Annotated in this window: 18 protein-coding genes and 1 tRNA gene; 7 read left to right on the top strand and 12 right to left on the bottom strand. The window is 40.6% G+C overall.

From position 1 onward, the window contains the following. Window positions 1-32 precede the first annotated feature (32 nt). The 3 genes from A7P54_RS12035 to hemE all read right to left on the bottom strand — a co-directional run bounded on the left by A7P54_RS12035 (window position 33) and on the right by hemE (window position 2598). Complete coding sequence (locus tag A7P54_RS12035; protein ID WP_016163047.1) at window positions 33-503, bottom strand: DUF3015 family protein; 471 nt, start codon at window positions 501-503, stop codon at window positions 33-35. A gap of 184 nt (window positions 504-687) precedes the next feature. Further along, complete coding sequence (locus tag A7P54_RS12030; protein WP_171549725.1) at window positions 688-1482, bottom strand: DUF817 family protein; 795 nt, start codon at window positions 1480-1482, stop codon at window positions 688-690. Window positions 1483-1524: 42 nt separating this feature from the next. Next, window positions 1525-2598 (bottom strand): uroporphyrinogen decarboxylase, encoded by a 1074-nt coding sequence (gene hemE, locus A7P54_RS12025; RefSeq protein ID WP_171549724.1) that lies wholly within the window; start codon window positions 2596-2598, stop codon window positions 1525-1527. Between the two features lie 197 nt (window positions 2599-2795). Here hemE and A7P54_RS12020 point away from each other — a divergent pair, with 197 nt between their 5' ends. After that, complete coding sequence (locus A7P54_RS12020) at window positions 2796-4001, top strand: L,D-transpeptidase (protein WP_171549723.1); 1206 nt, start codon at window positions 2796-2798, stop codon at window positions 3999-4001. A gap of 51 nt (window positions 4002-4052) precedes the next feature. Here A7P54_RS12020 and A7P54_RS12015 read toward each other — a convergent pair whose 3' ends face one another. Beyond that, a complete protein-coding gene (locus A7P54_RS12015) occupies window positions 4053-5330 on the bottom strand; it encodes a diguanylate cyclase (RefSeq protein ID WP_171549722.1) in 1278 nt (425 codons plus the stop codon). 163 nt (window positions 5331-5493) lie between these two features. Between A7P54_RS12015 and pyrC the strand changes: the two genes are divergently transcribed. The 3 genes from pyrC to A7P54_RS12000 all read left to right on the top strand — a co-directional run bounded on the left by pyrC (window position 5494) and on the right by A7P54_RS12000 (window position 7273). Next, a complete protein-coding gene (pyrC, locus tag A7P54_RS12010) occupies window positions 5494-6528 on the top strand; it encodes a dihydroorotase (RefSeq protein ID WP_171549721.1) in 1035 nt (344 codons plus the stop codon). Continuing rightward, window positions 6513-7178: a ribonuclease T gene (gene rnt, locus A7P54_RS12005; RefSeq protein ID WP_171549720.1), complete on the top strand. Its 666-nt coding sequence runs from the start codon at window positions 6513-6515 to the stop codon at window positions 7176-7178. Before pyrC ends, rnt begins: the two co-directional genes overlap by 16 nt. Window positions 7179-7197: 19 nt before the next feature. Next, window positions 7198-7273, top strand: a tRNA-Glu gene (locus A7P54_RS12000). A 68-nt stretch (window positions 7274-7341) separates the two neighbouring features. On the opposite strand, the gene A7P54_RS11995 is transcribed toward A7P54_RS12000, so the two are convergent. The 7 genes from A7P54_RS11995 to A7P54_RS11965 all read right to left on the bottom strand — a co-directional run bounded on the left by A7P54_RS11995 (window position 7342) and on the right by A7P54_RS11965 (window position 18145). Further along, window positions 7342-7887, bottom strand: a complete 546-nt coding sequence (locus A7P54_RS11995; protein ID WP_171549719.1) for a DUF2726 domain-containing protein — start codon at window positions 7885-7887, stop codon at window positions 7342-7344. Window positions 7888-8006: 119 nt separating this feature from the next. Then, window positions 8007-9251: an NADH:flavin oxidoreductase/NADH oxidase family protein gene (locus A7P54_RS11990; protein ID WP_171549718.1), complete on the bottom strand. Its 1245-nt coding sequence runs from the start codon at window positions 9249-9251 to the stop codon at window positions 8007-8009. Window positions 9252-9362: 111 nt separating this feature from the next. After that, window positions 9363-10958, bottom strand: coding sequence for a dipeptide ABC transporter ATP-binding protein (locus A7P54_RS11985; protein ID WP_171549810.1), 1596 nt, complete (start codon window positions 10956-10958; stop codon window positions 9363-9365). Beyond that, window positions 10936-11946: an ABC transporter permease gene (locus A7P54_RS11980; protein WP_171549717.1), complete on the bottom strand. Its 1011-nt coding sequence runs from the start codon at window positions 11944-11946 to the stop codon at window positions 10936-10938. Before A7P54_RS11980 ends, A7P54_RS11985 begins: the two co-directional genes overlap by 23 nt. Then, window positions 11946-13016 carry a microcin C ABC transporter permease YejB gene (gene yejB, locus A7P54_RS11975; RefSeq protein ID WP_004808568.1) on the bottom strand — a complete coding sequence of 357 codons (1071 nt, stop codon included), beginning with the start codon at window positions 13014-13016 and terminating at the stop codon, window positions 11946-11948. The genes A7P54_RS11980 and yejB overlap by 1 nt, the downstream gene beginning before the upstream one ends. 26 nt (window positions 13017-13042) lie before the next feature. After that, a complete protein-coding gene (locus tag A7P54_RS11970; RefSeq protein ID WP_171549716.1) occupies window positions 13043-14884 on the bottom strand; it encodes an extracellular solute-binding protein in 1842 nt (613 codons plus the stop codon). A 6-nt stretch (window positions 14885-14890) separates the two neighbouring features. Continuing rightward, window positions 14891-18145, bottom strand: a complete 3255-nt coding sequence (locus tag A7P54_RS11965; protein WP_171549715.1) for a LysM peptidoglycan-binding domain-containing protein — start codon at window positions 18143-18145, stop codon at window positions 14891-14893. A gap of 531 nt (window positions 18146-18676) precedes the next feature. Between A7P54_RS11965 and dnaQ the strand changes: the two genes are divergently transcribed. The 3 genes from dnaQ (at window position 18677) to nudC (ending at window position 22561) form a co-directional block, all read left to right on the top strand. Continuing rightward, window positions 18677-20035, top strand: a complete 1359-nt coding sequence (gene dnaQ, locus A7P54_RS11960) for a DNA polymerase III subunit epsilon (RefSeq protein WP_171549714.1) — start codon at window positions 18677-18679, stop codon at window positions 20033-20035. Between the two features lie 127 nt (window positions 20036-20162). Beyond that, complete coding sequence (locus tag A7P54_RS11955) at window positions 20163-21809, top strand: chemotaxis protein (protein ID WP_171549713.1); 1647 nt, start codon at window positions 20163-20165, stop codon at window positions 21807-21809. Then, window positions 21809-22561, top strand: a complete 753-nt coding sequence (nudC, locus tag A7P54_RS11950; protein WP_004808578.1) for an NAD(+) diphosphatase — start codon at window positions 21809-21811, stop codon at window positions 22559-22561. The genes A7P54_RS11955 and nudC overlap by 1 nt, the downstream gene beginning before the upstream one ends. 18 nt (window positions 22562-22579) lie before the next feature. Here nudC and A7P54_RS11945 read toward each other — a convergent pair whose 3' ends face one another. Next, window positions 22580-23452 (bottom strand): alpha/beta hydrolase, encoded by an 873-nt coding sequence (locus A7P54_RS11945; protein WP_005202371.1) that lies wholly within the window; start codon window positions 23450-23452, stop codon window positions 22580-22582. Window position 23453: the final 1 nt, after the last annotated feature.

The raw sequence follows: 23453 nt of genomic DNA, 5'->3' as shown, positions 1-23453 counted from the left end.
GTCATCAAGACAGGGTTTTAACATGTAGCAAATTAAACGTATGCTTTAAGCACTGCGTCTTTTGCCATCACACTTTGTAAAGCATCTAGCACTTGAAGCGAGTTTGCATTTTTACTTGAATAAATTTCAGCAAAGTTTGCTTTAGACACAGCAAAGAAACGTGCTTTATCATTGGCTTTAATTTGCATTAATTCAGCGAGCACATTTAGGCTTTCACCTTGACCAACCGCCATATCACGCGCTAAAGATTCAGCATTTTCATTGGTGAAGGTCACCACTTGAGCTGTGACAGTGCCACCTTGACGGCATCCTAAAGTACCAAAAGTAATACCTAATAATTGGTTGGTAAAAATACCATTGGTTGTCGCGGCAAGAATTTTAGGTGCAACACCTTTTTTACCTGCCCAAATTTGTGTACCTGCACCACAACCGACATCATTATCAGCCATTGCAACTGTTGAACCAGCGGCCAATAGAGCAGCTAATGCAATTTTTTTTAACATAGGAACGATCTCCAGTATCAATTATTCTTCAGTATTTGTTATCACTATTGTGTTGTGTAATTCTTCCTACACAAAAGTTAAAATAGCGAGCTTAGCGCGCTTTAGCAAATAAATTTTGAAATATATCTGAAATATTCATAACAAAAGGAAATTAGATGCTCGTTTTAAACGATTTTCGAATGGCCTAATTTAACCGCCAAGCCCCATTTTTATCTCGCTTCCCCAAGATTTTTAATACCAATACTAAGCTCAGCAATAATAATAAATACCATGAACCTAATTTACCCCACCCCACCATATGCCAAGCATCGACTTGACTTGGGTACAACCAAATTTTATAGAAGGTACTGATGTTCTCTGCAATCCAGATCAAGAAGGCAAGCAACAATAAAATCGGCAACATCGGCACCCTAAAACGATGCTGTTGTAATTGAAAATAAAGTTTTGTTTTCCAGAAAATCAAAATGCTCCAAATAAATAATGCAACACGAATATCAGGAATAAAAAACTTGGTCATAAAGTTGAGATAAGACAACACTGCCAAACACAGCATATTGCCAAAATTTGGCAAATTCTCGAATGAAACGTTATAGAGCCGCAAAGAGCGAGCAAAAAAACTCCCCACGGCTGAATACATAAACCCAGCAAACAGTGGCACAGTAAGTAACTTCAATACCGCTGGTTGTGGGTACTGCCATGAGGCAATCGCTGGATGGGTCAAAAATATTTCCATTCCCATCGCCATGATATGGAATAAAGCAATGACTTTTGCTTCTGCCCATGACTCGAGCTTTAAGTAGATCAGACAGACTTGAATGATCAAGGCATAAAACAGCAAATAGTCATAACGAAAGAAGCCCCAATATTCATGACTTCCCATCGGTGCGGTGACTGCAAATGCAATCAAAAGCAACAATCCAAATAAGGCAGCCGAAGCTGCCTTAAAGATAAAGTTGAGCGGTAATACAATCAACTGCACAAAACTGATCCTAGCGTGTTTATTTTGAAATACTTAAAAATATCAACCTAAATATTTAGCACTATATTCATGTACAGTATCTACAAAAATCTTAGGTTGTGCTGGATCGACCCATTGGGTAATACCATGACCTAAGTTTGCGATATAGCCTGTTTTTTCACCATCGGCATAAGCATCATCAATCATGGCTTTCACTGATTTTTCAATTGAAGCGGCTGAACCATAAAGCACAGCTGGATCTAAATTACCTTGTAATGCAGCTCTTCCTGCAACCACATCACGTGCAGTATAAAGCGGTGTAGTCCAATCTAGACCAAACGCATCAGCCCCTGTGGTGAGCATTGTTTCCAACCATTGCCCGCCACCTTTGGTAAACACAATGATCGGAATACGTTGACCATCTTTTTCACGTTGAAGACCTGCAATAATCTTGGTCATATAATTCAATGAAAATTCAACATATTCTCTATGCGCGAGCGCACCGCCCCAGCTATCAAAAATCTGAATCGCTTGTGCACCTGCATCAATTTGCGCATTCAAATAATCAATCACTGAATCAGCTAAATGATCTAGCAAAGCATGTAACACTTCTGGCTGTGCGTACATCATATTTTTAATGAAGCGAAACTCTTTACTTGATCCACCTTCAACCATATAAGTTGCTAAAGTCCACGGACTGCCAGAGAAACCAATCAAAGGAACTTGGCCATTTAAAGCAGAACGAATGGTCGAAACAGCATTCATGACATAAGCCAGATCAGACTTAGCATTTAATTTAGGTAAATTTGCCACATCTTGTTCAGTACGTACTGTTTTATGAAACTTTGGCCCTTCGCCTGTTTCAAAATACAAACCTAAACCTAAAGCATCAGGAACCGTTAAAATATCTGAAAATAAAATCGCAGCATCAAGCTCATAACGGCGTAGTGGCTGTAAAGTCACTTCACAAGCAAATTCGGTATTTTTACATAGAGATAAGAAATCCCCTGCCTGCGCACGAGTTTCACGATATTCTGGTAAATAACGCCCTGCTTGACGCATCATCCATACAGGCGTGGTGTCTACAGGCTCACGTAATAAAGCTCGTAAGAAACGATCATTTTTCAACGTTGTCATTACCAATCTCTAAATTGTTTCATGTAGCGCGCATCATAACAAAGTTAGCTAGGAATTTATAATTTCAATAGCATCCAAATTTATGAGTTGAAATAAATTTCGCTTTTACACAAAACTGCTACTGCAAGCTGCATTATTTTCTGTAATACTTGCAATATCTTATATCTCAATATGAATAATTCTTAAGGTTGAATTACATGTTTGTTCGCTCATTACTCGCTATGAGTTTAAGTTGTATTCTTGCTAATGTTGCTTTTGCTGCGCCAACAACTGAGCAACCATTAAATCCAAAACAAATTACAGGTTCGGTCCAAGATCCGATAGATCCCTTAGCCATTGAACGCACAGCTTCCAGTGTTGTTGCTGATCCTGCGTCAAGTGTTGCAGCTCCAGCGGTATCTGAACCTCAAGTCAATACGGGTGCTGCATCAGTCGTATCGCAAAAATTAGAAAATACACCGGATACCACCACGGCAACAACCGCTGCTCCAGCTGCTAAAATTTCATGGACTTTAGACAGCATGAATAATGCTGAATACCCTGAAGCTTTACCAAAAGGACAACTTCCTGCCTACGCACGTGCACATGTCATGTTGAACAATGCACATGCATCACCAGGTGCGATTGATGGTTCAAATGGTAAAAATACATTAAAAGCGATTGCATCATTCCAGCAAATGAATGGTTTAACACCAACAGGTCAGTTAACCAAAGAAACTTGGGATGCATTGGTTGCTAAGCAGACTAAGCCAGCTTATGTTGAGTACACCATTACCGACGCTGACTTAAAAGGTCCATATGCGGATTCAATCCCTTCTGATTATGCACTACAAGCAAAAATGAAAGGTTTGTATTACACCCGTGTTACTGAAATGTTGGGTGAAAAATTCCATATGGATGAAAATTTCTTAAAGAAATTAAATCCAACAGCGACGTTCAAAAAAGTAGGTGAAAAGATTATTGTGGCCAATGTCCGCAATGACTTACCAGAAGATATTCATTTAATTGTTGCACATAAAGGCGCAAGACAGCTGTATTTATTCAACAGCCGCAATCAAATGATTGCGTCATTTCCTGCAACAATTGGCAGTACTGACACGCCATCTCCAACAGGTACTTATAAAGTAGTTGGTGTGGCAAAAAATCCTTGGTATAGCTATTCACCATCTAACTTTGTGCAAGGTAAAAACCTTAAACCGCTTTCTTTACCACCAGGTCCAAATGCACCAGTCGGTAATATTTGGATTGGTTTGAGCAAAAAATCATTTGGTATTCATGGTACGCCAAACCCATCTTTAATCTCTAAGACTGCATCACACGGCTGTATCCGTTTAACCAACTGGGATGCCAATGACTTAGGTGCTAAAGTACGTTCAGGTGTTACTGTAAAATTCTTAGAATAATCTAGGCATTTTCTACAAAAAACCGAATATCAAGCACTGATATTCGGTTTTTTATTTCAAAATACTTTCTTCTATATTTGGTAAAGGCTGATAATAAATCTGATTGCGTCCAAGTTGTTTTGCTCGATACAAAGCTTTATCTGCTGTATGAATCAACATCTCTTGGCTAATTTTTGGATTACCATTAAATACCGTAATCCCCAAACTAATAGTTACATGATTAGATACCAATGATTTATCATGCGGAATCATTAAGCGGTCAATTGCACGATAGATATTGGTCGCAACTGCATAAGCACCTTGTGCAGAGGTCTCAGGCAACAGTACAACAAACTCCTCCCCTCCATAACGAGCAATAAAATCCATATGTCGAATCGAGCTTTTAATAGTTTTCGCAATAGCTGAGATCACCTGATCGCCCATTTGATGCCCATAAAAATCATTATAGTTTTTAAAATAATCAATATCGATAAATAAGACCGATAGCGATTTGCGCTCTTTACAGGCTAAATCATAGTAATAGGTACACATCTCTTCAAAGGTACGTCGATTTGACACATCGGTCAGTTCGTCATGCTGACTCAGATGTAACAGCTCAGATGCCTGTATCCGTAAAATCTGCTCATCAATTTCTGAAATTTTGGACTTTATAAATATTTTTCTTTCTTTTGAAGTCAACATCACACTAATCGAGAAACCCAGCAGTAAGCTTCCTATTAGTGTGCGCCCAATCATGAGAAAATCACTAGGGTTATCAAACCAATATAAAAGAAACAAAATCGAAATTGCGGCAAAGGAACCAATCCATAACATATGTAGTGGTCGAATGCCACTCAGGATAAAACCCAACATATACAGAAATGCAATGAGGACCATGGCCTGATTTTGCAGTACCAGATTTGAAACACTCATCATCAAAAAAGAGGTGAATACAATGGTCAGGAACACTATCAGGCAAGCGGCAGGGTAAAATAAAGGATTGAGTTTTTTAAAGCGTGAAAAAGCCCAAAATAAGAACAGTGCAATCCCCACAACAATTAAGCTGAGAATACTGTAGATAAAATCGAGGGCAAAATATGTACTGCCACGAATCACGAGAAAATTAGATGGCAGGATCAACAGCACAAATATGGTATAGGTAATCACACCCTGACCGAAGAACTGAATCGCATTGAGACGTGTTCTGTCTACATTAAATTTCCAGAATTCATTTTCTAATTTTTGCGGTAAAGTTTGATGGGTATTCTTAGATTTAGAATGTTGGGCAACAAGCTGCTCGAGGTCTTCTTTCGACCTCCGCAATTGATCAAGATCATAGCCGTTGTCCATCCCAGATACTCTTTTTATGCTGCACTATTTTTGTGCCGCATAAAAAATAACATAAATTATCATTTTGTCATGCGCTTTGCTTAACCACTTATCCGTAATTCTAGTTACCATTTTCACACTTTATGCATTATTATTTGTATTATTTTTAAGTTTGAAGTAGACCTTGAATACTCTTACACTTTTGCAACCTGATGATTGGCACGCACACCTGCGTGATGGTTTAGCTTTAAAACGTACTGTTCCTGATTTAGCCAAACAATTTGCCCGCGCAATTTGTATGCCCAATCTTGTCCCACCCGTTAAAACGGTAGAAGAAGCTTCAGCTTATCGCGAGCGTATTCTTGCCCATGTGCCTGAAGGCTTGAATTTTGATCCACGCATGGTGCTTTATTTTACTGATTACACTTCTCCTGACGAAGTGCGTAAAATTAAAGAGTCTGAATTCGTCAATGCGATCAAGCTTTATCCTGCGGGTGCGACCACCAACTCTGATAATGGTGTTAGTGATATTCGCAAAGTGTATGCCGTGATTGAACAACTGGAAGAACATCAGGTTCCATTGTTACTGCATGGGGAAGTGACGCATAATCACGTCGATATTTTTGATCGTGAAAAAAGATTTTTAGATGAAGTGCTATCGCCTTTACTCAAACAGTTCCCAAAATTAAAAGTCGTGTTAGAACACATTACAACAAGTGATGCGGCGAATTTTGTACTCGAACAAGATCGTAATGTTGCGGCAACCATTACCCCGCAACATCTATTATTTAATCGTAACGACATGTTGGTTGGCGGTGTAAAACCACATTTCTATTGCTTACCGATTTTAAAGCGTCAAACCCATCAAACAACATTGTTGGAAGTCGCAACCAGTGGTAATCCGAAATTTTTCTTAGGTACTGACAGTGCACCCCACTCACAAGATGCCAAAGAAAATGCCTGTGGATGTGCGGGTTGTTATAGCGCACCAAACGCCATTGAGCTGTATGCACAAGCCTTTGATCAAGTCGGAAAGCTAGAACGCTTAGAAGGCTTCGCAAGCTTATTCGGTGCTGACTTCTATGGTTTGCCACGCAATACCTCAACCATTACCTTAGTCAAAGAAGATATTACTATCGCAGAATCTTTAGACTATCTCGATGACCAAAAAATTATCCCACTTCATGCAGGCAAAACCTTGCATTGGAGAAAAGTGTGACCCAAGAAGAAAATAAAGCCCCTGTCATTGGACAGCGTTTTCGTGGATTCTTGCCTGTTGTTGTCGATGTGGAAACAGCAGGTTTTAATTCGCAAACCGATGCCCTACTTGAAATTGCGTGTATTCCGATCATCTATGATGAACACGGGCAATTTATACCTGGCCCATCTTTCCAAGCACATATCAACCCTTTTGAAGGCGCAAATCTTGACCGCCGTTCATTAGATTTTATTGGTATTGATCCTTTCAATCCAATGCGTGTTGCGATGGCTGAAGATGAGCGCACTGCCTTGCGTCGTATTTTCAAATCATTGACTGAAGTTCGTAAAGCTCAGCATTGTACTCATGCGGTATTGGTTGGTCACAATGCACACTTTGACTTAGGTTTCTTACAAGCAGCGATTGCACGTTCTGGTACCAAAAATCAAAACCCGTTTCACAGTTTTTCGGTATTTGATACCGTGACGCTGAGCGCAGTCATGTTTGGGCAAACGGTATTGGCACGTGCCTGTATTCAGGCTGGAATCGAGTTTGATGGTAAAGAAGCACACTCTGCGTTGTACGATACGCAGAAGACTGCTGAACTGTTTTGCTATATTTTGAACAAACTGTCTCCTCACCTTCTTGACAGTTTGGTGACAGAACCCTAATATACACCCACCTCAAGAAGTCCCTATCGTCTAGAGGCCTAGGACATCGCCCTTTCACGGCGGTAACCGGGGTTCGAATCCCCGTAGGGACGCCAGATTTGAAAAAGCCACTGCATTTTAAGACAGTGGCTTTTTTATTTAGTTAAAATATTTCCAATAGCAATTAAAGTACTTTTTGTTCATTTGATTCGGTTTCAAAAATAAATGCCTCTGAGACTAAAGTTGTTTTCTCTTGTGTTTCAGATTCAATAGTTGTAGTTTCGATAGAAGTTATTCCAAAATCTTTTTTAACTTGATCTATATCAGGTGTTCTTTGATAACGAATTACTCGATGTCCCGCCTCAATGATTAAACTATCTCTATCGGCATCTTTATCTTCTTTCCCTTTATGAGATGAGTCGTCAAGTTCAACAATAGCCACTATATTGAACTGTTTATCTAATACAACAAAATCCGCGATCTTACGATTAAACAAATTCCTAGTGGCATAACCCTGAGCTGTCATAAATGCACTAAACGCAACCTGTGCCAAAACAATATGCTCCGGTAATGCTTCCCTTAATCTTAAAAAAGTTGGTTGCTCATTCATTGTTAGAATCCGTTTACCCTTAATCGGATTACGCTCACCACCTTTCTTTTCTTTTTTAGTATTACCTAAAACTAAAGTAACAATTGCAAACACAACAATTAAAATAATTATCCAAGTCATAAATATTCCCCTTAATACGAAAAATATTCTAAATGAAATAGTCAAATTATTAAAAGAATTGTTTAACCAGTATTTTTATTCACTAAAATAAAAAGGACTCCGAAGAGCCCTAAAATATATTATGCAGACTTACGTGAATTGACCCGACCTTTTACAACCGCTTTGATATTCCCTTTTGCATAATTTAAGAATACCAACAGTGGTGATAATTTTGGATTCGGCTTTTTACCTTGTCCAATCGCTTTAAACTGCGCTGCATACCAGATGATTTCCATAATTGCCATTTTATCGACAAATGGAATTCCTGTTTTAATCTGATTCACTGCATAACGGACATCATGCCCTGCAATTAAACGGTCTGTTAAATCAACTTCAACCGCCAATGGACGTGCAATTCCAATAAAATCACATGCGCCACTTTGCAATGCAGCATTCATTCCTTCTACGGTACGGAAGCCACCTGTTACCATCAATTTACAGGCAACGTGTTGGCGAATTTTTTCTGCAAATTCTAAGAAATAAGCTTCACGTGCAATGGTACTGGCTTTACGTGACTCTGCTTTTGCGCCCGCCATTGCTGGAGCTTCATAGGTTCCCCCAGAAATTTCGATAATATCAATCCCCGCAGCATCAATCGCTTTGAACACGGTAATGACATCTTCTTCTGTAATTCCACCACGCTGGAAATCTGCTGAGTTCAGTTTCACCGAAATGATAAAGTTTTCAGAAGTTGCATCGCGTACCGCCTGATAAGCATCGATCAAGAAACGCATACGATTCTCAATCGAACCACCCCATTGATCCGTGCGCTTATTGGTTAAAGGCGATAGAAACTGGCTAATCAGATAACCGTGTGCGCCATGCAGCTGTACACCTTCAAAACCTGCCTTCTCACATACTGCTGCAGCTGTCGCAAAACGCTGAATAATATCTAAAATTTCTTCATGTTTAAGCTCACGTGGTGTACCAAACATTGCTGCAAGCATTGGGCTAAAAGGCACAGCTGAAGGTGCAACCGTTTCCTTATTTAGACCTTTAGGACATTGGCGACCAGGATGTGACAACTGAATCAATTGCACCATGCCATGTTTCTTACCCACAGCAGCCCATTGCTTTAATTTTTCCAGATCACGATCGGTTTCAATTGCAACCACACCTGGTTCATTTTTAGCGCCTACATTCACCATTACGTTTCCCGTAATGGCACAACCTAAACCGCCTTTTGCCCACGCTTCATATAAACCAATCAAGAGATCATTGGGTTGTCCGGCATCATTCGCGAGCGCTTCGCTCATTGCCCCTTTGATAATACGATTTTTAAATGTGGTGTTGCGAATCTGGATACTGTCTGCAATCTGACTCATGGTCATCCTCTGCTACAATTAGAGTATTTACTCTAATTTAATCTGATTATTGTTACTGTCAAGCATTCTTCCGATGAACTGACAATAGCATATGTCAATTTAATTACAATGCTAATATTCGCTAGCAGAAATAAGCTGACGGGTATATTCAGTCTGGGGTTGGCTAAATAAAAGTGCTGTGGCTTGATATTCCAAGACTTTGCCTTGATGCATCACTAAGACTTTTTGGCACAGTGCTTTAATGACTTGTAAGTCATGACTGATAAAGATATAGCTGATGTGTTCTTGCTGCTGCAAACGACGTAACAATTGAATGATAGCCAACTGCGTAGTCCGATCCAAGGCCGAGGTCGGTTCATCCAAAATCAGTAGCTTTGGTTTTAGCACCAATGCTCTTGCAAGCGCCACACGTTGCCGTTGCCCACCAGAAAGCTGATGCGGATACTTCTCTTTATCCGCTAAAGATAATTCGACTTTTGCCAAAACAGCGTCAACTTCAGCTTGGCACTGTTGCGTTGAAATGGGCTGAAGATGAAGCCCTTCTGCAATGATCTGTTCAACTGACATACGAGGATTCAGGCTACCAAAAGGATCCTGAAACACAATCTGAAAATCACGTCGAAATGGTCGAAGCTGTTTTTGAGTCAACAGGTTTAAATCTTGTGCCTGAAAATGAATAGAACCTTCACTGCTGATCAGTCTAGCGATCGCTAAGGCCAATGATGATTTACCTGAACCACTTTCTCCAACGATGCCTAAAGCCTCTCCCTGAGACAGACTAAACTGGATGGATTCTGCTGCAATCTTATAGCTTTTAACTTGATTGAATAAACCATACTTAAGCGGATATTTTACCCTAACATCATTTAGCTCAAGTAGGCCCTGTGTAGGCTGTAGCAGCAAAGCTTGTCCAAAATCATGATTGAGCAGATTTTGTGTATATGAGGTTTGGGGATGAGTAAATATTTCTACAGTAGTCCCCTTTTCTTCAACACGCCCTTGATTCAGTACCACGACATGATCTGCATAATGCTTGACTAAATTCAGGTCATGGCTGATCAAAACGATTGCCATCTTTCGCTGCCGCTGCACCCCTTTTAACAGCGTTAAAATTTGCGCTTGTAACACCACATCTAAAGCCGTGGTTGGTTCATCAGCAATCAAAATTTCTGGCTCTAAAGCCAAAGCCATTGCCAACATGACTCGTTGCCTCTGCCCACCAGACAACTCATGTGGATAGCATTGCAGAATACGTGCTGGATCATCTATGTGAACATCCTGCAATAGCTCCACACACCGTTTTCGAATCTCGGTCTTAGCAATACCAAGTCGCATTAGACTCTCGCCCAGCATCTGCTCTACTTTGTGCAAAGGATTTAAAGCGGTCATCGGCTCCTGAAAAATCATAGCTATGCGTTTGCCACGTATCTGCTGTAACTGACTCTGGCTCAAAGCCAGCAAGTTTTCTCCATCGAGTTCCACTTTGCCTTGTACTGTAAAATGTTCAGGCAACACACCCAGCACAGCCAACGCACTAATGGTTTTACCTGAACCACTCTCTCCAACAATCGCAACCGTCTGCTCTGCATATAAATCAAAGCTCAAATTTTCAAGCAAGCTTTGTCCTGTTTCACTGCGAATACTCAGTTGTTGAACCCTTAATAACGGGGATTGATCAAGCGGGTTATCGTCTTGGGTCAAATGCATCACGTGCAGCCTCCCCGATATAAATCAATAACGAAAGTACAATCGCCAATGTAAAAAAGCCAGACAGCACCAACCACGGTGCGTCTAGGTTATTTTTGCCTTGTAATAATAACTCACCCAATGATGCAGCATCAGGCGGTAAGCCATAACCTAAAAAATCCAGTGCAGTGAGCGCAATAATATTGGCGGTCAGCATAAATGGGATCTGAGATAGACTTGAACTCATTGCATTCGGTAAAATGTGCTTAAAGATTATTTTATGATCCGTTACGCCCAACGCTTGCGCTGCTCGGACATAATCAAAATTGCGCGCACGCAGGAACTCCGCACGTACTAGTCCAACCAACTGAGTCCAACCAAATAGCAACATGATCAAAAATAGCCAATAAATACTGGGACTAAACATACTCACCAAGATCATCACAATGAACAACATCGGCAAGCCGCCCCAGACCTCCAAAATCCGCTGCCCAACTAAATCAACCCAGCCGCCATAGTAGCCTTGTATTGCGCCAACCATGATGCCAATCACCGCAGAACACAGCGTTAAAGCAAACCCAAATAAAAGAGAAATACGCAGACCATAGAGAATTCGAGCAAACACATCACGGCCTTGATCATCAGTTCCAAGCCAATTTTGAGAACTTGGCACTGAAGGCACAGGTACTGCCAATGATAAATTTGGTGTTTGATAAGCAAAAGTAACCAGTGGAGAAATCATCCAGCCCTGTTTTTGAATCAATTGTTTTACGGCTGGGTCTTGATAATCAGTGGCAGTTTCAAAAGTGCCGCCAAAGGTCGTTTCTGGATAATCGTTCAAAATCGGGAAATAAAAAGACTGCTGATAGCGAACCAACAACGGTTTATCATTGGCAATCAATTCAGCAAATAAGGACAATACAAAGATCGTTAAAAATAAAATCAGACAGCGAAAGCCCAATTTATTTTGCCTAAATCGATCAAAACGCGCACGCATCAAAGGGGACATTATTTTCCACCTCTTGATTCAAAATCAATGCGTGGGTCAATCACTTGATAGAGTACATCACCGATTAAACGTAAGATCATCCCAAATAAGGTAAATAAAAATAAAGTCCCAAAAATGACAGGATAATCACGCTGAGTAATCGCTTCAAAACCTAATAGACCAATCCCATCTAAATTAAAAATGATTTCGATAAATAAATTACCGACAAAGAAAATACCGACCAAGGCTTCTGGCAAAGCGGCCACAACCACTAAAATTGCATTGCGAAAGACATGTCCATAAAGGATTTGATTGTCATTCAGTCCTTTTGATCTTGCAGTCAGTACGTAGGGCTTTTGCAGTTCCTCAACAAATGAATACTTCGTTAAATAAGTCAGTGCGGCAAAACTACCCAATACCATACTCAAGATGGGCAAATACATATGCCACAAATAATCTTGTACTTTTGCCCAAAGACTCAATTGAGCAAAGTTCTCAGAAACTAAACCTTGTAAGGGAAACCACTGCAAATAACTGCCTCCTGCAAAAAAAACAATCAGCACAATTGCAAACACAAAAGATGGAATAGCATAACTCACGGCTAATAATAAGGAAGTAGATTGATCAAACAGCAAGCCATTATTTTTGGCCTTTTTAATACCCAGCGGGATTGCGATCAGATAGATCAGGAAGATGCTCCACAAGCCCAAAGATAGCGTGACAGGCAGCTTTTCGTATAACAGCTGGGTCACAGGTTTATCTTTAAAAAAACTGCTACCAAAATCCAGATGCACATAACCTTTAAGCATGAGCCAGAAACGTTCTGCGGCAGGACGATCAAAACCATACTGGGCTTTGATTGTTTCAATCATTTCTGGACTTAAACCACGTGCACCTTCATATTGTGCCAAAGTGGTCAAACCTGAGGGCGCACTGTTGCCTACTCCTAAGCCTTGCGCATTTTGGATTTGCTGAATCGCTTGTTCGACTGGTCCGCCTGGGGCAATTTGCACAATACAAAAATTAATCAATAAAATGAAAAATAATGTCGGGATCATCAATAACATTCTTTTCAGAATATAGTGAACCATTTAATAAGATCCTTAATTCTTTTAATTCAGTGTTTCTGCACGGATTGATCAAGTTTCTTAGCTTTATCTGTATCCACCCACCAATATTCCCATCCTACAGAAAGTTTTGGCTTAACCGAAGGCTGCTGATAGATATCCCAGTAGGCAAACCAGCGCTCAGGCTTTCCATAAGTCAAAATTTGGTAATATCCTGCACGCAATAAACGATCGAGCACACGCGTATACAACACCACCTCTTCGCGTGTTTTTGCCGCTACAATTTTCGCAATCATCTGATCAATTGCAGGACTCTTAATCCCTGAATAATTATAATTGCCTGCCTCATCTGCTGCAGCACTTCCCCAAAATTGAGCTTGTTCTTTTCCTGGGGTTAAAGTCTGGGGCAATTTCAACACCATCATATCAAAATCTTGATGACGAATCCGTTCCATATATTGCGGTACATCCACCTGCCGTAGCTGAACCTGAATACCTAAACGCTTCAGATTCCGCACAAAAGGCATTAATTCACGCTGTGGGTTTTCCTGTTGCATCAACAATTCAATTCGAATGGCTTTACCTGTTCGATCATATAACTGACCATTGCGAATCAGATAACCAGCATCTTTTAAGATCTGTTGTGCAGTCAATAAATTCTGCCGATTGAAACCACTGCCATCAGAAATAGGATAGCGCCAATCAGCCAAAATACCTTGTCGCATCACTGGATTGAATTGGGCCCAATATGGCTTTAATAGGTTTAATTCAGCAGCACTGGGGCGGCCAGTTGCAGCCAAATCAGTATTGTCAAAATAGCTTTGCAAGCGCCGATTTTGATTAAAAAACAGCGCCTTATTTTGCCACTCAAAATCATAAGCGTAGGTTAATGCCTGACGCAGATAAATATCATTGAGTGGCGCACGGCGGATATTAAACACTAAGCTTTGAATATCTAGAGGAGTACCTAACTGCGCTTTATACTTTTTGACTAAACCTGATTTCGCTGCTGGAAAGTTATAGGCTGTGACCCAATTACGGATATTTTTTTCTTCGTATAAATTGAATTGTCGAGATTTAAACCCTTCAAAACTCACATCTAAATTTCGATAATAAACATATTTCAGACGATCAAAATTATAGCGACCTTTGTTTACTGGCAAATCTTTGCCCCAATAGTTCGGACTACGCTTATAGCTAATACTACGCCCTGCATCTATACGATCCACCACATAAGGACCTGAACCGACAATCGGTTGAAGGGTGACACGACCAAAATCTTTATTTTTCCAATCCAATTTTGAGTAGATCGGCAGGCTCGCCACAATCAGTGGCATTTCCACATTGTTCTTAGACTTAAAAATAAATTTGATTTGATGTTTAGCTAACACCTCAGTTTTAGCCAAATCTGACAAATACATTTGAAAGCCTAGATTGGCTTTGGTCTGATAAGTATCGAAGGTAAATTTCACATCTTCAGCCGTTACAGGCTGACCATTATTAAATCTTGCATGTGGATTCAGGTGAAAGGTCACCGATTGCAGCTGATCAGGATCGTAACTGACCTTTTCTGCAAGTAATGGATACATCACACGCGGCTCGTCCAGCGAACGATCCATCAAACTATCAAACAGATAATTCACGCCTTCAGTTGAACTGCCTTTGCCATTCATGCTATTTAAATTATCAAATGTCCCCAAACTCGATTGGCTCAGCGTACCACCTTTCGGTGCATTCGCATTGGCATACGGCATCGCCTTCAACTGTGCATATTTAGGCTGTACATGCATCGCCAAATACGGCGTGGTTTGCATTGCCGCAAATGGAGACTGAGCAAAAAGGCTTAGTCCAGTATATAGACTAAGCCTTTTGATTAAGCGCAAATGAATCATTTATAATTACAGATTAGGCACTTTAATCACGTCACCAATACGTAACTGGGTACTTGGCGTTAAATCATTCATTTCTGCCAGCGCACCTGTATCTAAACCATAACGACTTGCCAGACCAATCAGCGTATCACCACGTTTTACTTTGTATTCACTCACTGTTTTAGGCACTGAAATACTTTGACCACGTTGCAGGCTTGCATTGGCTTTTAGATCATTTAACTCAGCTAGTTCACGACCAGACATCCCAAAACGATTAGCAATACTGTTCAAAGACTCACCTGCTTTGACACTATATCTTTCAGTATTACGGCTTGGTGCTGATGTTTTTGGTGTTGTTTTACTATTCTCTACCTTTGCGGTTTCAGCTTTCGGTAAATCACCTGTCAATTTGAGCTTTTGACCGATACGAACATTACTGCCGCGCGTTAAACCATTTAAACCAGCAACATAATCGAGCTGTAAATTATGACGACTCGCGATATTACCTAAAGTATCACCAGATTTAACTGTATAAACATCAGGTGTAGTTTCTTCTCTCGATTTAGTCGTATTGCTCGCAGTAGTTTTTGTAGGCACATCACCCGTCAGTTTCAGACGTTGACCAACACGTACACCCGATGTTCTTTCTAAACCATTTAGATCAGCAACATAGCTCAGTTGCAGATTGTACTTGGCTGCAATCGCATTCAAACTATCACCCGACTGCACGACATATTGGTCAGGTACAGTTGAACCTGCAGGAATCTTTAAACTTTGACCTAAACGTACACCACTATTCGCCTTTAAATTATTTAGCTCAGCCAACTCGCTCAAGCTAATTTTCGACTTGGTTGCAATACTTGATAAGGTGTCGCCACGCTGTACGGTATAACTTTCAGTTTTATAGTTAGTCGATGCACTTACATTTTCGTATTTTACGTTCGTCTTTGTTGGCTCAGCTGTGTCCTGAGTTGAAGAAACTTCGTGTAACGGCACATTGATTTTTTGTCCAACGAACAAGCTACTGCCAGCAGTTAAACCAGAAGTCAAATCAGCCAATTCCTGATTCGATAACGCATAACGATCCGCAATCAGCTTTAAATATTCGCCACGCTTCACCGTATACGATTTGGTTGCAACTTTTTGAGTCGTTGTGGCCTTACTGTCAGTCGCACGCGCTGGCTGTTGAGTTGTGCGGGTATTATTCTTTGGCTCAATCAATGTTAATTTTTGCCCAACGAACAAACCATCAGTCACAGACAAATTATTATAATCCGCCAACTGTTTCAGACTTAAATCAAAGCGCGAAGCCAAGTTAGTTAAGCTATCACCCGACTGCACCACATAGCTCTCTGGCTTTTCAGCAGCCTTAGGTGCTTCTGGTTTGGCATCATATAAATATAAGCTTGCACCAACAAATAAGGTACCGTTTGGATCAATCTGGTTCCACTTGGCAACATCACGCCAGTTCACGCCATTTTTTTGCGCAATCACAGCTAAGGTATCGCCAGGCTGTACCACATAGGTACTGCGCTTACCTTTTGGTGCAACGACGACAACATCCGTATCGGTTTTAATGTATGGCTTGCCTTGGTTGCGTTTGGCGTCTTCACTGTTTGCAGTGGCAGTATCTTCAACCAAGTTTTTTGGATAAGAGAAGCCTCGGCTCACCTCTTGACCTTTTTCATCAGCAACCGATTGACTGGTTTGAATCGCAGTTAATTTAATTTTGCCATCGAATGGATCAACAATTTCTGTGCCTTTTGGTGCAATTGCCTTAATTTCTGCAACAACTTGATCTTTCTCAGCTTGAGTCGCTTGTGGCTCTAAGACTTGTGCAACCGTTTCTTTTTTGCCTTCTTCTTTAATTGCGGCACTAATTTGCTCACGTTCTTTTAAAGAAATTGGTGGTTCAGTCACCACAGGCTTCACATTTGCGGCAGGCGTGATTGCGACAGGAATACGTGGTGCGCTTGGCACGTCAGCCCCTGCAGCAAATGAAGCCAACGCATCCGAACCTCTAGGCGTATTAACTTTACTGGTACTGATTGAGGAAGTTGTTGGACGTGTTGTATTACTTGCCGTTAAATTGGGTGGCGTTGCTGTCGATGCAGTAATACTTTGCCCAGTATTGGTCGTTGTACGAATCGTCGTTGAGCTGCTCAATGGATTGGTATTCATTGGCGGTGGGGTTTTATTGCTAGCCCAGAACCCACCAGAACTCGCCTTACCAGAACGTAATTTTGTATCAATCGAAGGACTTAAATCTGCTGGAATTAAAATCCGCATTGGGCTCATTGGGTCGACCATTTCACCACGATAAGCAGGGTTCAGTGCATAGAGCTCAGCTCGACTTAAACCCGTAATCGATGCAATCTGGTTGAGCTCCATTGGACCAGCCAAACTCACTTCACGGAAGTGAGGACGGTTTGCAATTGGCGGTAAACTCACACCATATGCGCCTGGGTTTTTAATAATTTGAGCAACAGCCAAAAACCGTGGAACATAGTTCATGGTTTCTTGTGGAAGCTTCAATGACCAATAATCTGTTGGTAAACCTGCAGCGCGGTTACGGTTAATCGCCTGTTGAATACGACCTGGTCCCGCATTATATGCAGCTAATGCCAGCTCCCACGAACCAAACTGGTTGTATAAGCTACCAAAGAATTCATACGCAGCACGTGTCGATTCGACCACATCACGACGTCCATCATAGAGGCTGGTTTGTTGCAAACCATAAATACGCCCTGTACTTGGGATGAACTGCCATAGACCTGCTGCTGCTGCACTACTGGTTGCTGCTGGGTCATACGAACTTTCGATAATCGGCAGCAATGCCAATTCTGTCGGCATACCACGACGTTCAGCTTCTTTTACGGTGTGATATAAATAGCGGCTGGCACGCGCGCTTAAACGATCTAAATATGGTTGACGAGAAATAAACCAGCTACGTTGTGCTTCAATTCGTGAATCCCAATGGTTCAAATCCATCTTGAATCCAACCGTCATTCGTTTCCACACATCACCATGTTTCAGTACCAATAAACGGTCGCCTTCCACAGCACGCATGTCGGTTGCAGACAATAAGTCTTCAAGTGAATCTAAACTGCTTGCATCTAAATAACCTGAGCCAGCTTGCTTTGAAGACGAGCTTTTACTTGATTGAGGTGTTGAAGAACAACCTGTGGTGATTCCCAACGCAACGAGAGCAGAAGTGAGTACAGTAATTTTGAATAATGATGTTGCAGACGCTTGCGACACCAATGTGCTCGATTTATACATAAAAACTTCCAGTCAACTCACGCTAGTTTATTTCTTAATTAGGGACTATTGATGTTTCAACCATGCATACGTTATAGGCTAAACCATTCAAACAAGGCATGGGACAAAGACAATCATCGCTCTTTGTCAAGTTTCACAACGAAGTTTGGAAAAGTTTTAGCCATGACCTGAGCAAGTGCAAAGCACTGCTTTAGTCACAGCACAAGGCAAAACTCTTCTGTCATCTGTGAAACGTCAACAGACTTAGACATTGTAGTAAAGCATGTCACTTAGACAAGGCAATAATTTAACGTGATTTGCATGGAAATGTTACAAGAAATTAAAAAAGATGAGTTTTGTAACGTTCAGACGCCAAATTTAGCTTTACAATAGCTGTTATTGTTATGGGGATGCTAAAATTCCCTGCTTATTTTAGCTCAAGTAAAAGTCTTATTCTTTTGTTATATGCTTAAGTAACACTTGAATATTGACCAGCCTTTTGTGCGATTAAAATATTCAACTTCTTATTCTGCTTATTGTTCAGGTTCAAATATGTCACAAACAATCACACTTTACGTTGATGGCGCATGCAAGGGTAACCCAGGTCTTGGGGGTTGGGGCGCGTATGTCATTACCGAACAAGGTGAACACAAGCTGTTTGGTGGTGAACCTGAAACAACCAATAACCGTATGGAGCTTCAAGCTGCGATCGAAGGCGTTTCTTTTTGCCCTACCGATGCCCGTTTAATTATTTGGACAGACTCCAATTATGTCAAACAAGGCATTACTGAATGGATTCATGGCTGGAAAAAGAAAAACTGGAAAGATGTTAAAAACCCTGATTTATGGCAGAAACTGGATGCGGTCTGTGCCAACCGAGAGATCGAATGGAACTGGATTAAAGGCCATGCTGGACATGCGGGTAATGAAATGGCAGACCAATTGGCAAATTTAGGTGCAGAACAAATTGCTCAACAACTAAAATCGCCAACACAGGCTAACGCTGATACAAAAAAGCCTGAATCCGATTGGCTCTTAAATGACCCTTTCGGATTAGATATTGATATGGATAGCGATGAAATGATCGAAGAATCAGAACTTGAAGAAGTCTTGGATAATATGGATGACAATACAGCATCAAATGAAGTGGTCGTCGAAGCTACTCCATTAAATCAGCATCCAAATATTGTCATTACAGAAGCCAAAGTTCATCTACAGGGCCCTCGCCAGCTCATTCTTGATACGGAAACCACAGGTTTTTACTATCAAGATGGCGACCGTATTATTGAAGTCGGTGCAATTGAAATGATCAACCGTAAACTTACGGGTAGTTCAATTCATATCTATATCAATCCAGAAAAACCCGTCGGTGACTCTGAAAATGTGCATGGTATCAGCGATGACTTTTTAAAAGACAAACCGAAATATGCTGAAATTTCCGATACGCTTTTTGCCTTCTTAAAAGGCGCTGAAATTATCGCGCATAACGCGACCTTCGATATGAACTTCTTGGATATGGAGTTTAAACGTGCTGGCTTACCTTTATTGTCTGAGGTTTGTGAGGTTACCGATACCTTGGCACTGGCCAAGAATAAGCACCCTGGTCAAAAGAACTCATTGGATGCTTTGGTACGCCGTTATGAAATTCCAGCGCGAGATCGTACTTTCCACGGCGCCTTACTCGATGCTGAAATCTTAGCCGATGTTTACCTTGCCATGACGGGTGGGCAAGTTTCATTTGATATGGACGCCCTTTCTCAAACTGAACAAAATCAAAATAAATCGACCCGCTCGCGTGTCCAAGTTGACTTACCTGTGATTCAACCTTCTGAACATGAACTAAATGAACATGAGACTTGGGTCAAACAATTTGAACAAAAACATGGAGAGCCTTGCCTTTTCGCAAAATAAATTTTCCAGTCAATGTAATTTTTTGTATTTCAAGCCTCTAAAGTTAAGTTATATTAACCTTTAAAGATTTAGGCCTCCTAAAAAAGGAGGTCCATGGATATAACAACTTAGGAAAGGTGTAGGTCATATGTCTTACCAAACCTCGATTCATTTCGACCCAACGGCATTATTAATAATAAAAAATGAAATCGACAATTCGATTAAATTGGTAGAAACAGCAGTCAATACCCTTGCCGAAGAACAAGCATTACCTTTCGGGATTGATGATGCGCTGAACCAGTTTGAACAATGTACGCAAGTTCTCGCGTTAATTGATATGCCACATTTATCACAAATTACTCAATACTCTGCCGAGCTGATGCGCAAAATTATGGCGCAACCACAGCAAATCCAAACCAATGATGTTATTGCGCTCAGTGAAGGTACCACCATGCTGAAGCGTTATATCGAATTCATTTGTTTACGTGAAGTAAAAGTTCCTCAATTCCTACTCGATACACTGAACCGTTTAGAAAAAGCCCTAGGTAAACCACTGACCAAAGAAGGTCAAACGGTACAACCATTGCTTGAGTTCATTACCCCGAGTTTTAATTTGCCTCAAGCACCAAGCTTGGAACAATCACAATATATTCATCAACTTTATAAATTGTGTTTAAACAAGCTCATTAAGCAATCTGAAACCCCGCTTGATTTGCAAGGGATCAAATTGGTCGGCGTTTATCTTGCAGGCTTAGCAGCAGGTCAACCAAGTCAACAATACTGGCAGTTGGTCAATGTAGGTTTAAGCCATATTGATGAGCTTTCAATTACCGAAGCACGCTTACGTACGTTGATTCAAATTGAAACCAACATCGGTAAATTCCTCGCTCAATCGGCTAGCTTTAAAAATACCATTGCTGATCTTGCAGACATTCTATGTATCTGTATTAGCCAAGAAGATGATGTATCACAGCATATTCGTGATCAACTCAATATTGGTGATGAATTACTCAGCGATACACAGCTACAGGTATTAAGCCGTCATTTATACGGCCCTGACTATGAAACGGTACACACCATCAGTCAATTGATGACCAATGAAATGGCTCAAATCCGTAATGAGATTGAGTACAACCATCAAAATATGTCAGCTGAAAAAACCCAAGAACTGCAACAAAAGCTACATCAGCTTTCGAATGTTTTCAAAGTACTGAATCTCAATGAAGCAGCGCGAGAGTTAACTCAGCAAGCGGAAAAATTAAGCCAACCAAATACATTAACTGATGCGACTTCGGTACAACAGTTAATGAACAGTATTTTGGCTTCAATGAATTCGATCGGTATTTTGGAACGTAATTATACGTCTAGTCGTTTACAGTTACGTGTTAATAACATGCAAATCTCGCTTGATCGTTTAGATGAAGCACATAAAGCGTTATTGACTGAAACCAAAACCCTGATTGATACTTTAACGCAAACATTAAGTCTCTATGTGCAAGATCCTACAGCACATAGCTTAGAAGCGTTACCTGTGTATCTGAAGGAACTTTCAGGCGCTGCTCTGTTCTTAGGTAGTTCAGCTCAACAAACTGCTTTATTAGGTGCAGCGCACTTTGCCCAATATCGTTTAGCGCAAAATCAACCTCTCGATGCCGAACAAATTAATTGCGTCTTAAACGTTGTCGCAGGTCTAGATTTACTGGTTGAGAACTTAAAGAACAAGCAACCTGTATTGCAATCTATGTTTGATGTGGCATTATCAAACAGTCAGCAATTACAAACCATAGCCGCATAATGACTCAACTATCACTTGCTTATATTTTTCAACACCAAAAACTGTTAGTCGACCAAAATCTACAACTGCCCCAAGTTGAGAAATTAGCAAGTGACCTCCCCATCCATCATAATGATCACGTCATCGCACGTGATCTTCTTGAAAATGAATCTATTCCTGAAGGCTATCAATTAGTTCCGATTCGGGAATTGATTCAGTCTTGGTCAAGTAGTGATTTCCTGCAAGCCAGTCGAGCGGTTCAATTACTTGAATGGCGTCGCAACCACAAATTCTGTAGCCACTGTGGTCACGCGACTGAAATTCACCCTAAAGAATATGCCATGGTTTGCCCAAGTTGTGCTTACCATCAATATCCTCGCGTACAGCCCTGTATCATTACCATTATCACCAAAGGTAACGATGAGATTTTGCTTGCCAAATCAGCGCATAACAAAAGTAATATGCATGGCTTAATTGCTGGTTTTGTTGAAGTGGGTGAAACTTTAGAAGAAGCCGTGCAACGTGAAGCATTTGAAGAAGTTGGACTCAAACTTAAAAATATTCGTTATATGTCGAGCCAACCTTGGCCATTTCCTAGTAATTTAATGATTGCCTTCCATGCTGAATATGATTCAGGTGATATCCAATTGCAGCTCGAGGAAATCAGTGAAGCAGCGTTTTTTAAATTTGATCAACTTCCAGAAATTCCATTTAAAGGCAGTATTGCCCATAGTATGATCATGCAAATTATCGACAATAAAAAAGCATCTTAAACGATGCTTTTTTATTGATTAGGGGTCTAAGGCTTCATCTAAAAAGTGTAAGATCGTCCGCTTAGTCTTAAAATAATGACTCATCAAACTCGCCAGTGTTGCCACAATGGTAATATGTCCCGTCTTTGGAATCACGGCGATATGACTATGGTTACCCTTTTCTCTTAACGCCTTATCTAGATCAAAACTATTTTCCTTACCCACCAACTGATCTTGTTCAGCCATCAGCAAATAATGCTTAATCTGATTCGGCTCAATAAAATAATACGGCATCACTTGTTGATACGATACTTTCTGATCAAAAGCATGTTCAGCTAAAGGATCACCCTTGTAGTCAAAGTGATATGGCCCAGCCATCCCCACAATTGCTCTAATATTTTCTTTGTATTTAAAATTTTGTGAATAGGCAGAATACACCACAGACATGACATTAAACGCACCCGCAGAATGTCCCATTAAAATGATGTTATCTGTCGAAATATTTAGCTTGCTCTGATTCTGATTTAAATAATGAATGGCTTGAGCAATATCATCAATAAAGGTCGGGAAGATATGTTCTGGTGCAAGATGGTAGTTAATCACTGCAACATCATAACCTTCACGGGCAAATGTTTCCCCAATAAACAGATACTCACGTTTGTTACCATGCTGCCAGGACCCGCCATGTACAAATACGATAAGCGGTCTTTGCTTTTTAGGATTTTTAGTTCGATACAGATCCAAACGCTGTCTTGCTTTCAATCCATAGGCAAGATGCTCTTCTTTTTCAAAGGTATCTTTGGGTGTCAGGTAATTGATCGAATAACTGGCAAAATCATAAAGGCGAAACTCCTGATAGAGGTTTTTCGCCTTTATTACATTTTCTTGTACTTGTTGTATAAGTTGCTTCATA

Source organism: Acinetobacter sp. Ac_3412 (genome assembly GCF_013072675.1).
GTDB lineage: Bacteria > Pseudomonadota > Gammaproteobacteria > Pseudomonadales > Moraxellaceae > Acinetobacter > Acinetobacter higginsii.
This window is presented reverse-complemented; position numbering and strand designations above follow the sequence as displayed.

Bases quoted from the DNA above. Each gene is read 5' to 3' on its own strand.
- A7P54_RS11945 (WP_005202371.1), bottom strand. From the start codon at position 23,452: ATGAAGCAACTTATACAACAAGTACAAGAAAATGTAATAAAGGCGAAA.
- nudC (WP_004808578.1), top strand. From the start codon at position 21,809: ATGACTCAACTATCACTTGCTTATATTTTTCAACACCAAAAACTGTTA.
- A7P54_RS12035 (WP_016163047.1), bottom strand. From the start codon at position 503: ATGTTAAAAAAAATTGCATTAGCTGCTCTATTGGCCGCTGGTTCAACA.
- A7P54_RS11965 (WP_171549715.1), bottom strand. From the start codon at position 18,145: ATGTATAAATCGAGCACATTGGTGTCGCAAGCGTCTGCAACATCATTA.
- A7P54_RS11980 (WP_171549717.1), bottom strand. From the start codon at position 11,946: ATGTCCCCTTTGATGCGTGCGCGTTTTGATCGATTTAGGCAAAATAAA.
- A7P54_RS11970 (WP_171549716.1), bottom strand. From the start codon at position 14,884: ATGATTCATTTGCGCTTAATCAAAAGGCTTAGTCTATATACTGGACTA.
- A7P54_RS11995 (WP_171549719.1), bottom strand. From the start codon at position 7,887: ATGACTTGGATAATTATTTTAATTGTTGTGTTTGCAATTGTTACTTTA.
- A7P54_RS11985 (WP_171549810.1), bottom strand. From the start codon at position 10,958: ATGCATTTGACCCAAGACGATAACCCGCTTGATCAATCCCCGTTATTA.
- yejB (WP_004808568.1), bottom strand. From the start codon at position 13,016: ATGGTTCACTATATTCTGAAAAGAATGTTATTGATGATCCCGACATTA.
- dnaQ (WP_171549714.1), top strand. From the start codon at position 18,677: ATGTCACAAACAATCACACTTTACGTTGATGGCGCATGCAAGGGTAAC.
- A7P54_RS12020 (WP_171549723.1), top strand. From the start codon at position 2,796: ATGTTTGTTCGCTCATTACTCGCTATGAGTTTAAGTTGTATTCTTGCT.
- hemE (WP_171549724.1), bottom strand. From the start codon at position 2,598: ATGACAACGTTGAAAAATGATCGTTTCTTACGAGCTTTATTACGTGAG.
- A7P54_RS11990 (WP_171549718.1), bottom strand. From the start codon at position 9,251: ATGAGTCAGATTGCAGACAGTATCCAGATTCGCAACACCACATTTAAA.
- A7P54_RS12015 (WP_171549722.1), bottom strand. From the start codon at position 5,330: ATGGACAACGGCTATGATCTTGATCAATTGCGGAGGTCGAAAGAAGAC.
- A7P54_RS11955 (WP_171549713.1), top strand. From the start codon at position 20,163: ATGTCTTACCAAACCTCGATTCATTTCGACCCAACGGCATTATTAATA.